This window comes from Nesterenkonia salmonea, from assembly GCF_005771525.1.
GTDB lineage: Bacteria > Actinomycetota > Actinomycetes > Actinomycetales > Micrococcaceae > Nesterenkonia > Nesterenkonia salmonea.
Genome location: NZ_VAVZ01000058.1, coordinates 1 through 12,177 on the forward strand (window position 1 = coordinate 1; position 12,177 = coordinate 12,177).

The window sequence follows — 12,177 nt, forward strand, 5'->3', positions numbered from 1 at the left end:
CCCCACGGGCAGCCACCCAGGAGGCCAACCGGGACACATCAGCCTCACGCCCAGGCCCACGTGTGGTGCGCCGGAAGGCCGGTGATGGGTGTGGGTCCAGGAACTCCCTCAACCCGGAGGCATCCACAGGCCGCGGCGGAGTCCCAGCGATCCGGGCCAGCCGGTAGGCCACAGCAGAATCCTCGTACTGGACTACTGAGGGTGGGACGATGATGTAGCCGCCATCGCCACGGAAATCTATCCCCGCTGCGGCTGCCTGCCACGACCGCTGCTGCTCGGTGCCCGAGGCCACCGGGTAATAGGCATGCATCCCACCCGAGGGGGTCGAGACCAAGACATCCCACCCGATCGTCAGCCCGGCACGGTTGGCTCGGCCAAACCATCGGTATCCGTCGGCCTCAGAGTGGACATCAACATCGACCACCACCAGGCCCGAGGCCTGCCCGGTGGGCACACCGATATTCGCCTCCGGCCACCGGGCCCACCACCGGTGCACCTGGGAGGGGTCGGTGGTGGCGTCGTGGAACCCATGCTCGGTCAACGGACGCTTTGCGCCGGGCACACAAGGGAATACCGGCACCCCCGCAGTAGCCAACTGGGACGCCGTCACCGGAAGCTCCGCCTCACGGGTGTCGATCAGAACCTGGGTGAAGGATGCGAGCCCGGCCATCACAACCCCGACCTCTCCACACCACCGGAGGCCACCGGTTCACGCCGCACCCCAGCAGGCTCCGTCCCTGTCCTCTGCGTGCCCATTGGTTCCGGGCTCTGCCGGAGAGCACCACTGCGCTGGGGCTGGTGACGCTCCAGCCCAGACGGGGTGCCATCGGCCACCTGCGGTGTATCCAACTGCTCTAGCACCGAGATGGCGGTCTGGCGTACCCGTTCGCCGGTGGCTTTGACTACCTCAGCAGGCTCCTGCTCTTTCACCTGCGCTGCCCAGGTGGACACATACGGGATCGTGTACTCACTGGTGTCCATCCCATGAGCGGCACCGATCATCAGCGCCACCGATTCGGCCTCAACCTCCACCACACCCCGGTGGCCACGGGCTTCCTGCTGGTTCGGCCCATGCATCAGCACATGCCCCAACTCATGAGCCAGGGTCTTCACCTGCGCAGCAGGGTCCATATCCGAACGCACCGCCACCTGGCGGGCGGTGTAGTCGGTGAGCCCATTGGCCCCACCCAGCTCAGCGGCACTCCCAGCCCCAACCACGGTGAATCCCTGCTCACGGATCAACCGGGACAGCTCGGCGTGCAACCCAGCAGGGGCCTGGCCCTTCAACAACTGCGGTGCCGGGGGCTCGGGAATCGGGTCCCCAGCGGTCTGGGCGGCATCCCACACATAGGCAGGCTTCGCCCCTACCATCCGGGAACGCACCACCTCACCAGCTCGGGGTTTCTCACCGCGATCCAACCGCCTCCACGAACTAGGGTCAGCAGGATCACTGGTGGCGAACCGGGCGGTGACCGGGGCATAGATCATGTAACCGGGCTGGCCCTTCTGTACCTGCCGGCCCAACTGCTGCCACTGCCTGTACCCAGCCACATACGACGGCGACGGTTCACCCACCAGACCCTTCTCGTAGGCGTCCTGGTGCTGAGCGAAGATCAGCAGGGTGTTGTTGAACGACCGCGACCGGAACCTAGCCGCAAACGCCATCGCCTGCTGCCAGTCCTCACCCGAGACCAGCTGCTCGACAGCACCAGTCAGTCGCCCGTGCAGCTCATCGAGCTTGGCGTCACGGTTGCTGCGGGACTGTGTTGGTTGCTCCGACATGGCATCTGGCCTTCCTTCCGACCCGGTGGACCAACCGAGCCACAAGAAGCAGCTCGGTCAACCAGCAGGTGCGCCGGGAAGACCAGCGAGGCGATGACGGACATCGGAGACAACATGTACGGCGGTGACCATCAGGGACACAGGAGGTGAACCCGACAAGTCCTCTCGGCCTATCAGAATCGCTAGGACTTCTCACCAGGGAATGCCGAAGCTCAGGTTGTTGGTGACCGTTTCTCAGGTCGATCCTGGTCAATGGACCGTGCGCGCAGTCGCTTGCGGTAGCTACTTGGAGTTACTCCCAAGTACCGACGGAACATGTCTGCTGCGTGACTTCTGTTGCGCCACCCTACGTCTTCAGCAGCTTGGGCGATGCTGACCGGTGTCTCCCTCAGAAGTTTCGCCATGGTCTCCACTCGTTTCATAGCCAGATAGGTCTGGGGAGATTTTCCGAAAGCATCAGTAAACACTGTTGCTAAGCGTGAGCGTGAGAGGTGAACTTCACGCCCAAGTTCTGCCAACGTCCATTTCCGCGTCAGGTCGCTTTCGAGAAGCTGAGCAGCCCGACGAGCTTCCTGGCGAAGCGGTTGAAACCGAGTGGGCCTTGCCGATCTGAGTTTGGTCGTGAGGCGCTGCGTCCGTGCGCGGCGCATCGCACCAATTTCAAGATAGGGCACGATGATGTGCAGAACAGAGGACAGCAGCGCCTGCATTCTGTAGAACCTTTCGCCGCCGCCAAGATCGGTAGCAAAATCACTGGCGCTGAGTTCAGCAAGCTCATCAAGCGATAGCTCTACCCGAGCCGCGTCTTCCCTGCGTAGGGAAAGCAGCTGGACTGGTTCGATATAGGGCGTGTCGAGAAATCTGGATGCCTCTAAACGATCAGCCAGTACCGCTGCATACTGCCAGTAAACCTGATCGATCAGGTAGTTTCGATCCAGAAATATGGTCGTGACCTGCACTTGCCCTTCCGGTTCACACCCGCACAGCACATTAGTCCCCAACATGACAATCTGTCCCTGACGCACAGACCGCTCACCGAATTCTGACATCACAATAGCTGTGCCGCTCTTAATGAACTTCACCCGGAAACAGTCGTAAGCTACGGGGTCCAGAGGGCGGGAATATGCTTCTGTGCAAACCGCTATGGGGGAGCGCGGTGTTGGAGTCTCCACTGGCTCGAAGGTTGAGTTATCAGTCCGGCAAACCAGCGTAGGAGTGCAGCCCGGGGAAGTAGACGTTGACCACGGCGTAGTTGAAGATGATGCAGAGGAAGCCAATGATGCTCAGCCACGCTGAACGTGTTCCGGTCCATCCGCGGGTGGCTCTGGCGTGGAGGTACCCGGCGTAGACCACCCAGATCACGAAGGTCCAGACCTCTTTCGTGTCCCAACCCCAGTAACGTCCCCATGATTCACGCGCCCACACCGCACCGGTAATCATGGGGCCTAAAGTCCAGAATACAAAGGCAACGGCGTTGATACGGTATGCCCAGTTTTCCAGGGAGAAAGCTTTGGGAACCAGTCGCATGAACTGCCTACCGGCCAGAAAGCCGCCCCACCCCTGTGCGGTGTTCTCTGCGAGAGCTCTCTCACGTCGGGATTGAAGAAGTTGCAGAACATTCATGGCGAAGGTGAGGACGAACAGTCCAATGGACAGCACTGCCAGGGAGACATGGATGGCAAGCCAGGGGCTTTGTAGTGCTGGCTGAACGTGGCCGATAGGGGTGGGGAAACCTATCGTTGCCGCGACCATCATTGCCACCACCAGTCCGAGGACGAAGGAGCCTATGAAGCGTAGGTCACGCCTGTGAAGAGCAAGAAGATAGACCAGAGCTACGATCAGAGCAGCGCCGACGAGGAACTCGTACATGTTGCCCAGCGGCCACCTATGAGCGGCCAGGCCACGGGAGACGACGGCGAAGGCGTGGGCAGCCACCGCGACAACGGTGAGAGCAATCGCCGTATTGGCGAGTGGCCGTCTTGTGCCGATGTACGCCATGTCCTCATCAACCAGCTCTGGGTCTCTCGCCCCGTTGTGGGTGTCTTTGGGTTCGGGAGGGGGAGAGGCGGCTTCTGCCGGTGGTGGTCCAGCCGCCGCTGTTGCTACTTTCATCGGCTGTGCGGTCAGGGACTCTTGTTCCCTCGCCAGGTCTGTTTCGAGGCGGCGAATTGTTCGTGAGCTTTGGGCATTGTCGATGGTGAAGAGGATGAACGCCAGTGTGTAGATGAAGGCGGCGATCATCATGAACAGTTCCGAGTATTCAGCCAGTTCAACGTTGATCGACGGAAGTGATACGGCACCGAAGGTTAGCATGATTAGCCTCGCTTTCCTGTGGGGGTCGTTGCATGTGAATCAGTGGTGATGTGCGTTTGGGGAGGGCTTACCGGCCAGATCTTTTCGAAGTCGCGTCGAATCGCTGCGTTTTCATCTCGCAGCCGGAAGTCCTCACCTCGGGCCAATAGGCCGTAGCGGATTAAGGTGCGACCGCTGTCTGTTTTCTCGACCACCACCCAGGCTCGTCTCCGTCGCAGGAAGAGGCTGGTAATTAGTCCAGCGGTAGCGGTGAGTGAGAAGACGAGGATTCCAAGTTCGCCGGGGTTGTAGGTGATGTCGATGGCTATGTAGTCCAGTACTTCTTCAAACTCCACTGTGCCTAGACCGTCGGGGAGTTCATGGACCTCGCCGGGGGCGAGCACGATGCCTCCGGCATCTACTTCCCGAGAGTTGAGTACCTCCAAGTTTTCGGTCTCCAGCACGTAGACGTTCTGAGGGATCCCTTCGTCGAGGCCCAGGTTCCCGGCGTAGGCATTGAGGTGAAGTTCGGGATTGAAAGGTTCGGGATCAGCGGACACAGCCATGCCTTCGCCGGCATCAACTGCGGTGGGCAGGAACAGCCCCTGGAAACCTAGCTGTTCAGGTGAGGCATCAGGTGCCTTAATCACCATCATGGAGGTATACACGCCGTCGTCGGGCCGAGTGATGACAGGACCAGAGAAAGCTACGTCCCCTTCCGCATCTCTGACAGTGACTACCGGGGCATAGCCGTTTCCCACCAGGTAGAGGTTTGCTCCACCCATGTTCAACGGTGCATTGACTTTCAGCGTCGTGTCTTCAGGAACCCCATCTGTGCCGTCTTGAACCGTGACCCAAGCCGTGAAATCCAAGGCGTTGCCCCACTGAGGGCCAGCCTCTCCTTCCGGGGTGACCTGCCTGTCGAAGGCACGGTCAAATTCGTTGAGCTGGATGGAGAACGCATCGAGCTGGTCTTCACTGAACCAGGTCCCCGGAAAGAAGTTGTCGTATGCAGCTAGTGCGTTGACAAACCCTTCACCTTCAACGATGACTTTCTGTCCTCGGTAGCTGAACATGGCACCAAGTGCGACACAGACCAGGACCCCGACCAGGGACACGTGGAAGATGATGTTGCCGACTTCTCGAAGGTAGCCCTTTTCTGCTCCGATGGAACCGGCACGCTGATCCTCGTCCTGGGGGCGAACCTGGACCCGGTAGCGCCGCCTACGCAACACTTGAGCAGCCTCTTCCAACGCTTGCGCTGGTGCAGGACCCCGGTCATCCAGCTCGACTGCCCCGTACTCTGGAAGTCGCTCTAATTTCCGTGGCGTACGTGGCGGGGCCGAGCGCATCTGTTGCCAGTGCTTTCGTGCGCGAGGGATGATACATCCGATCAGGGAGATGAAAAGCAACAGGTAGATGGCTGAGAACCAGAAGGACGAATAGACGTCAAACATCTGGAAGAAGTCCAGAACTGGCCCGACTGTCGGATTTTCTTCTATCCAGCGTTGAACGGCGAATGCGTCTTGAACGCGCTGTGGCCAGATTGACCCAGGTACCGAAGCGATAGCAAGAAGTAGTAGGAGCATGAGCGCAGTGCGCATGCTCGTCAACTGCGTCCATGCCCATCGCAGCATGCCAACCAGACCTAATGCTGGCAGTGCCGGAGCCGCTGTAGCCGCTTTTCCTTCGGCGTCGTTCATCGCGTCTTCGCGCGCATTATCTTGGTGTGCAGAAGGTTGTTTCATCAGATGGGCATCACAATCTCGTTAGCAAACCAGTCTTGGAGGGCGAAGACCCAGTGGTTCCAGATGCCGCTGATCATCAGTAGCCCCACGGTGATGAGCAGTCCTCCACCGATTCGCATGACGGTGGCTTTATGGCGAGTGAAGAATTTGAGGGTACGCATACCTCGTTGAAGGCCGGCACTAATGAGAATGAAGGGAAGGCCCAGCCCGAGGCAGTAGATGAAAACCAGGAGAGTGCCTCGTGTGGGGTCCGCCCCGTAAGTGAGGGCTAACACCGCAGCCAGTGTGGGTCCGATGCATGGTGCCCATCCAATGCCGAATGTAGCCCCTAAGATGGGCGCACCTAGCAACCCGTCCGGCGGCCGTTTGTTGACCTTTCGTTCCCTCTGGAGGAATCCGAAAGCGCCCATGAAGACCAGTCCCATGAGAAGGACCAGCACGCCCAGGACCTGGGTCACCCAGCCACCTTCAAACCTCAGCCACGTGGTGGCATAAACAAAGACTGCGCCGATGAGGACGAACACCACGGTGAATCCAAGGACAAAGAGGGTGGCGCCAAGAACCAGACGTGAACGGGATCGCTGATGAAGTTCAGCCCCCGATAATCCCGTGACATATCCCAAGTAGCCCGGGACGAGCGGCAGTACGCAAGGTGAGAGGAAGGACACCAGCCCCGCAAGCAGCGCCACAGGCGCAGCCAAGAAGAGAGAGCTATCAAAGACAATTTCTGCGAAGGGGTTGTTCTGCACGCCTGCCTCCAGCATCAGCCGGACCCGTCCTCGAAGTTTCCTGGGCTGGCTGATGCTGCGGGAGCGTTTTCTGCCAGCACGGTCTCGATCAAGGCCCTCAGCGTGCCTGGTTCCACGATGCCGACAATACGAGCCGAAACTCGTCCCTCCTTGTCGAGTACCAGAGTTGTAGGAACTGCGGAGGGATGTGCGTAGTCGGTCATCGCCATCATGACCTGACCGGTTCGATCTTCCATAGAAGGGTAAGTAATGCCGAAGTTTCGCTCGAAAGCTTCAGCCGTAGGCTGCGTGTCCCGGGTATTGACCCCGAGGAACTGGACACCCTCGGGCTCGAACTCTTCGTGGATCGCCTGTAAATCAGGAGCTTCGGCCCGACATGGAGGGCAGGCGGCATACCAGAAGTTCAGTACGCTTACCCGGCCTTCGAAGGTCTCGGCCGTGATCTCAGTCCCATCGAAGAGAGTGGATTCGAAGGCTACGGGTTCACCACGGCTTTCGGGGGCGAACTCTTCCACGGAGCCGTCCCCGGCTACGTAGTTCGTGCCGTCGTTGGAAGCACGTTGGGCTAAGTCGTCGTTGTCTGACCCGCAGGCGCTCAGGAGAAACGCAGCGGAAGTCAGGCTGATGGCGGCGATAGCATGCCGCCGGTTTAGAGGTTCATATGGCAAGTTCATGGATGAGATCCTCCTTCGTGAGTAATGAGTACGTTCTTGGGCGCTGACGTGTAGCTAGGAGGCCATGCGAACAGTGATATTTACTGTCAGGAGAAGTTGAAGGCTGCGATATTGACCAGGAGACCAACGAGGACAAACCAGGCAAGGATCGCGATGTCGTGACGCCGAATCATGACGTGTGCCAGGCGGCGCCCGTAGCCGGTCCAGTTCCGGCTCCAGCGACTCGCAGACTCCACAGTGACGTACCACAGGGAAAGGAACATCGCTGCCCACACGAGCATGCAGTAGGGGCACAGGGCCTGGATGTGGAACAAGCTCTGATACATCAGCCAGCCCACAAATAGAGTTCCGAAGGTGACGCCGATCTGCAGTCCGGCCCAGTACCAGTGCGACATCTGAGCTTGGCCAAGAAGCGCTGCTCCTGTTGCTGCAATCACGGCAAAACCAGCGATGCCCAGGTATGGGTTCGGAAACCCGAAGACTTCTGCCTGCCAGGAGGTCATCACTGGGACACAGGAGAGGGTCTCTCCCAAGGTGCAGCTCGGGGAGTAGAACGGATTGATCAGTAACCAGTACTTCTCTACCGCGAGGACAAATGACGGGACGAAACCAAGTAGGCCAGCAGCCAGGAGGATGAAACCGGTAAACCGGTGAGAAAGTCCTGGTACGGGGCGGCTCTCAGGGATGTCCGGTGTTGTTGGAGTCTGAAACATATCCGGTGTCATTGGTCGCTGCTGAGAGCTTCGTCAATGGGGTCCGTGAGATCGGTCAAGGTCTCTGGGGCGATGAATTCGTCGTTGACGAAGAACGAGGGTGTCCCTTGTAGCCCGAGCGCGACTGCATCTTCAAAATCGGACTGAACACGTTGCGCAACGTCATCCGAGTAGTAGTCAGCCTCCCATTGCTCGACATCAAGCCCCAGTTCCTCGGCAAAACCTCGGAATACTTCATCCTGAGGTTCCTCGTTGTGACTCCACTCTTCCTGCGTCTCGAACATCAGTCGGTACATCCCCTCGAGTTCACCCTGGCGAGCGGCGGCCTCGACAGCATGAGCTGCCTGACGCGAGTTGGGATGGCCATCGAGCGGGAAGTAGCGAATGACGAAGGTCATCTCGCCCTCATACTCTTCGCGCAGTTCCTCAACAGCAGGATAAACAGCACCACATGCTTCACATTCAAAGTCGAGGAATTCTACGAATGTCACGGGGCTGGAGGGAACATCATCCAGACGATGCGAGTCCTCCCAGACAATGAGGTCACTGTCCACTGCCGGGGGGTTCGCTGTCGCCGTATCCGCGGCCGACTCAGTCTCTTCGGGTGAGTTTTGGAATAAGAGAACAAGCAACGCAATGAGTGCTACCGCAAGGCCACCTACGACGAGGAGACGATGGACTACGGCTTTACTTGCAGTGCCCCCAAGGGGACTTTTGATAGGTGGGGTCGGGTCATTTGTGTTAGGCATGCAGCCAATCCGTTCTTAGAGTCTGTCTTGTCCTGCCCTAGGGCATGAGTGCGCCATGAAAGGAACGCGGCGCATCGATGAGAGAGGTAGCTCGTTCCGAGCGCATCTAACTCTCAGACAGAAAGAAGCGGTGGCCCACGCAGAGGGTGGGGGCCTTCGCCCGGGCGCGACTCCGCAGGGATCCAAGCAGTCTCCCCGACCGGAACGTGAACCGGGTAAGTGACATGTCGAGGCGTAGCTGGCAGCGGGCGCAACAGTGACAGTTGCAGCACAAGGAAAAGCACCTCAACCAGATCGTCACCCCGCCGTATGGTGGCGTAAGTCACTGCCAGGGCGCCAAGGTGGACCAGCAAGGCTCCGGGTTCAGTGTGAACCAGCAACTGGTGCTGATGATTCTCTATGCCTGTCGAACCGCCAGGCCCGAACAGAGCATGAAGGAATACCTGGCCCGTGATGACAGCCAACGCGAGACGGCAGCGGCTCTTCGGGATACGCGAAAGGGCAGCGGCCACCGGGGTGGTCGCGGCGAAGGCCACGAGTACCGTAGTCATCGCCGGTGCATGACCAGTGATGAGGTAGTGAGCAAGCGCCGTTGATGTCACCGCGACCAGTCCGATGATCAGTCCACGAAGCAGGCGGCCTAAACCTCGAAGATCGGAGGCATACTCAGTTGCGGAACCGGGCATGCTCCCTCCTCTCTAGGTCTTGGTCGCGCAGGCAAGGCTCACTCAACACAGAATTCTACAAGATGTAGAAACACCGGGCCATCACAGGTGCGGCGCCCATCATCTTGAGAATGCGACCCGACACCACCTTTGCAATAGATTCCAATGCAGCCATAACATCGCCAAATAGCGATGCCGAAATGAAGGCGTCGTTCATTGTCAATCAGCTGAATGGAGGTCTAGCCATGGGTGCTGGACATAGTCACGACCACGGGCTCAGCCCGGAAGATGCTGCCAAATCCCCGGATTTTCGACGCAAGCTGGGGATAGCTTTTGCCCTGGTGTTCGCCATCGTCCTGGCGCAGGGACTGGGTGCCTGGCTCAGTGGCAGCCTTGCAATTCTCGTAGACATGGTCCACTCACTGGTCGATTCGAGTGGACTACTGATCGCCCTGATCGCAGCGTCCCTGATGCTTCGCCCGCCGAGCAAAAAGCGAACGTGGGGCTTCCGCCGAGTGGAGAGTCTCGCGGCCCTCGCTCAAGGACTCCTGTTGGTGGGTATCAGCGTCTACGGCATCTGGGAGGGGGTCAAACGGTGGGGAAATCCGCCGGAAGTCGCTGCCTCTGAGATGCTGGTCTTCGCGGCAATCGGACTGGTCCTCAATATAGCCGCCATGCTGGTACTGTCCTCCAGTCGCGGGGCGAACCTGAATATGCGAGCTGCCTTCTTAGAAGTGCTCATGGACGCGCTGGGTACTATCGCAGTGATTGTTTCTGGGATCTTGATGCTCACGACTGGTTACACCAGGGCAGATACCATTGCTGCGTTCTTCATTGCTCTACTCATTATTCCGCGCGCGGCCATGCTGTTGCGTGACACCGTCCGAATCCTCATGGAGTTCACCCCCACCGGCCTTGACCTCGATGAGGTCAGAAAGAGCATCGTGAGCGTCCAGCACGTCAAGGAAGTTCATGACCTCCATGCCTCAACAGTCGCGTCGGGATTGCCGACTCTCAGTGCGCATGTGGTCCTAGATGAGAGTTGTTTTTTGGATGGCCACGCCGCGGAAATTCTCCATGAAGTACGCCGACGCCTCGGTGAAGACTTTGCTGTGCCACTCCACCACGCCACCATTCAGCTGGAAACCGAAGGGCATCGTGCCACTGAATCCGCGTCTCACCCCTAGGTAGTGGGGCAGCGACTGAGGGTTCGGCGCTAATCACGTAGCTGGCATAGTGTCACTGCATCTCCTGTGAGAGCCAGCACTTTCTCTGCCGAGGCTAAAAGCTCTACCACAGCGCCTGGATGGCTCAGCGTGTAGACCGACGCTCGACCTTCAGGGCGAAAATCCACAAGACCGCACTCTCGAAGGCAGGCCAAGTGCTTGGATACGGTGCTCTGTGATAGACCCAGGTGCTCTGTCAGATCAGCAACCTTGTGTTCCCCCAGCTGAAGGTGCTGCAGGATCAGCAGGCGCGAGCGGTCTCCCAGTGCGTGGAAGAGGGATGCGGCCGGGTTTATCGCTGCGGGCTCGCTTGTGGGAGGGGTGGAGTCCTCGATTGCCCTGAATGACGCCATGTCTCGATCGTACAAGGCATCCAAAGGCATGGTGCAGAGGCGGGAGCGGACTGCGCAGACACACCTTTATCTATTCGTTACATTTGTTATGGTTCTGTTATAGAGTGCTTCTCTAGTAGCTGGAACTCTGCTCAACCAAGCTGGTTGCCTACGGCTTGGGGCTCAACTACCGCGAAAAGATATAAGGACCTCCCATGACAGTCACCACCACACTGCCCGCCACGCGGCGTGAGCGTCGCCGTATGGCTCAGCGTGCTCGTATCTCCAATAACGCCACGCTTACTGGGCGCGCTACCGCAGCTACCGTCGCAGCCGCTGGATTAGTTGCAAGCGTTGGAGTTGCAGCCCACGCTTCCGAGCCCTCAGAAGGGGGACGAGACGTCACCACCGTCAGTCTTGATGTTGCGCAACCGAGCTTGGAACGAACATCTGGCAACCAGACGGTCGCTGTTTCTGCGAATCGAGACGTGGAGCTGACTTTCGACCGACCTATAGTTAGCTCCGAGCCTGCCCCAACGCCGCCCCCGACCCCTGAAGAACCTGTATCGCCTTCCACCCCGGAGGTTGCAGAATCCACGCATCAAGGAACCACGATTGAAGGAACAGCACCTCAGCCGGTCTCTCAAGACCCAGAACCCGTCGCGCAAGAGTCACATGAGGAGAATGCTTCTCCTGAACCTGAGGTTGCGTCCTCCCAAGAACAGGCCGAGCAACCTGCTACGACGAACAATAACTCTGTAGTGAGCGCAGCATATGCCGGTATTGGCTCTCCGTATCTCTGGGGAGGAACAACCACAGCGGGATTCGACTGCTCTGGGTTCATCAACTGGGCATATAACCAAGCCGGTCGCGGCGGGCTCCCCCGTACCACTTATGGGATGGAAGCCTCCCTCCCGCATGTCTCCACACCACAGCCAGGAGACATCGTACTTGCCAACAACACCACGCACGGGGCGATTTACGTAGGTAACGGCCAAGTTATCTCAGCCACCCCTTCCGGTGGCGTCCGTCTCCACGGCATCAACGAAAGCTGGCACCAGGTCAACGCAATCGTCCGCCCGAACTGAAACATCTGCCGGCGACAGGCTAGCTGCAACATATAGCGCTGCAGCTAGCCTGTCGTTCTTATTTCCGCCCAGTCCTACAAGCCCCAGGCGGACCACGCCTCTTGCAGATCGAGGGCGAGCGGGCATTATCGCCGCAGAAGTTACAGGCTGTGGACGTAA

At 58.9% G+C, this 12,177-nt stretch carries 13 protein-coding genes; 2 read left to right on the forward strand and 11 right to left on the reverse strand.

Features of this window, described 5'->3' with window-relative positions; translation table 11 throughout:
- From FEF26_RS14365 to FEF26_RS14410, 10 genes are all read right to left on the reverse strand, one after another.
- On the reverse strand, positions 1-670 hold a 670-nt coding region (locus FEF26_RS14365), incomplete at its 3' end, for a bifunctional DNA primase/polymerase (RefSeq protein ID WP_138254228.1).
- The gene (locus FEF26_RS14370) at positions 670-1,782 is read right to left on the reverse strand and encodes an ArdC-like ssDNA-binding domain-containing protein (RefSeq protein WP_138254229.1); all 1,113 of its coding nucleotides are present in this window, start codon (positions 1,780-1,782) and stop codon (positions 670-672) included. The genes FEF26_RS14365 and FEF26_RS14370, both read right to left, overlap by 1 nt.
- 212 nt (positions 1,783-1,994) lie before the next feature.
- Positions 1,995-2,864: a helix-turn-helix domain-containing protein gene (locus FEF26_RS14375; protein WP_243730606.1), complete on the reverse strand. Its 870-nt coding sequence runs from the start codon at positions 2,862-2,864 to the stop codon at positions 1,995-1,997.
- Between the two features lie 109 nt (positions 2,865-2,973).
- Positions 2,974-4,095 (reverse strand): c-type cytochrome biogenesis protein CcsB, encoded by a 1,122-nt coding sequence (gene ccsB / locus FEF26_RS14380; RefSeq protein WP_138254230.1) that lies wholly within the window; start codon positions 4,093-4,095, stop codon positions 2,974-2,976.
- A 2-nt stretch (positions 4,096-4,097) separates the two neighbouring features.
- Positions 4,098-5,822: a cytochrome c biogenesis protein ResB gene (gene resB / locus FEF26_RS14385; protein WP_138254231.1), complete on the reverse strand. Its 1,725-nt coding sequence runs from the start codon at positions 5,820-5,822 to the stop codon at positions 4,098-4,100.
- Positions 5,822-6,586 carry a cytochrome c biogenesis CcdA family protein gene (locus FEF26_RS14390; protein WP_138254232.1) on the reverse strand — a complete coding sequence of 255 codons (765 nt, stop codon included), beginning with the start codon at positions 6,584-6,586 and terminating at the stop codon, positions 5,822-5,824. Before FEF26_RS14390 ends, resB begins: the two co-directional genes overlap by 1 nt.
- The gene (locus tag FEF26_RS14395) at positions 6,586-7,245 is read right to left on the reverse strand and encodes a TlpA family protein disulfide reductase (protein WP_138254233.1); all 660 of its coding nucleotides are present in this window, start codon (positions 7,243-7,245) and stop codon (positions 6,586-6,588) included. Before FEF26_RS14395 ends, FEF26_RS14390 begins: the two co-directional genes overlap by 1 nt.
- 86 nt (positions 7,246-7,331) lie before the next feature.
- Complete coding sequence (locus tag FEF26_RS14400) at positions 7,332-7,958, reverse strand: vitamin K epoxide reductase family protein (protein WP_208012947.1); 627 nt, start codon at positions 7,956-7,958, stop codon at positions 7,332-7,334.
- Positions 7,959-7,966: 8 nt separating this feature from the next.
- Positions 7,967-8,707: a DsbA family protein gene (locus FEF26_RS14405; protein ID WP_138254235.1), complete on the reverse strand. Its 741-nt coding sequence runs from the start codon at positions 8,705-8,707 to the stop codon at positions 7,967-7,969.
- Positions 8,708-8,820: 113 nt separating this feature from the next.
- Complete coding sequence (locus tag FEF26_RS14410; RefSeq protein ID WP_138254236.1) at positions 8,821-9,393, reverse strand: hypothetical protein; 573 nt, start codon at positions 9,391-9,393, stop codon at positions 8,821-8,823.
- 224 nt (positions 9,394-9,617) lie between these two features.
- Here FEF26_RS14410 and FEF26_RS14415 point away from each other — a divergent pair, with 224 nt between their 5' ends.
- Complete coding sequence (locus tag FEF26_RS14415) at positions 9,618-10,559, forward strand: cation diffusion facilitator family transporter (RefSeq protein WP_138254237.1); 942 nt, start codon at positions 9,618-9,620, stop codon at positions 10,557-10,559.
- A gap of 29 nt (positions 10,560-10,588) precedes the next feature.
- Here FEF26_RS14415 and FEF26_RS14420 read toward each other — a convergent pair whose 3' ends face one another.
- Positions 10,589-10,951: an ArsR/SmtB family transcription factor gene (locus tag FEF26_RS14420; protein WP_138254238.1), complete on the reverse strand. Its 363-nt coding sequence runs from the start codon at positions 10,949-10,951 to the stop codon at positions 10,589-10,591.
- A 194-nt stretch (positions 10,952-11,145) separates the two neighbouring features.
- Here FEF26_RS14420 and FEF26_RS14425 point away from each other — a divergent pair, with 194 nt between their 5' ends.
- Positions 11,146-12,018, forward strand: a complete 873-nt coding sequence (locus tag FEF26_RS14425) for a C40 family peptidase (protein WP_138254239.1) — start codon at positions 11,146-11,148, stop codon at positions 12,016-12,018.
- The last annotated feature ends 159 nt before the right edge of the window (positions 12,019-12,177 follow it).

Coding starts and splice junctions, on each gene's coding strand:
- FEF26_RS14400 (WP_208012947.1), bottom strand. CDS start 7,958: ATGTTTCAGACTCCAACAACACCGGACATCCCTGAGAGCCGCCCCGTA.
- FEF26_RS14410 (WP_138254236.1), bottom strand. CDS start 9,393: ATGCCCGGTTCCGCAACTGAGTATGCCTCCGATCTTCGAGGTTTAGGC.
- FEF26_RS14415 (WP_138254237.1), top strand. CDS start 9,618: ATGGGTGCTGGACATAGTCACGACCACGGGCTCAGCCCGGAAGATGCT.
- FEF26_RS14405 (WP_138254235.1), bottom strand. CDS start 8,707: ATGCCTAACACAAATGACCCGACCCCACCTATCAAAAGTCCCCTTGGG.
- resB (WP_138254231.1), bottom strand. CDS start 5,822: ATGAAACAACCTTCTGCACACCAAGATAATGCGCGCGAAGACGCGATG.
- FEF26_RS14395 (WP_138254233.1), bottom strand. CDS start 7,245: ATGAACTTGCCATATGAACCTCTAAACCGGCGGCATGCTATCGCCGCC.
- FEF26_RS14370 (WP_138254229.1), bottom strand. CDS start 1,782: ATGTCGGAGCAACCAACACAGTCCCGCAGCAACCGTGACGCCAAGCTC.
- FEF26_RS14390 (WP_138254232.1), bottom strand. CDS start 6,586: ATGCTGGAGGCAGGCGTGCAGAACAACCCCTTCGCAGAAATTGTCTTT.
- FEF26_RS14420 (WP_138254238.1), bottom strand. CDS start 10,951: ATGGCGTCATTCAGGGCAATCGAGGACTCCACCCCTCCCACAAGCGAG.
- FEF26_RS14425 (WP_138254239.1), top strand. CDS start 11,146: ATGACAGTCACCACCACACTGCCCGCCACGCGGCGTGAGCGTCGCCGT.
- ccsB (WP_138254230.1), bottom strand. CDS start 4,095: ATGCTAACCTTCGGTGCCGTATCACTTCCGTCGATCAACGTTGAACTG.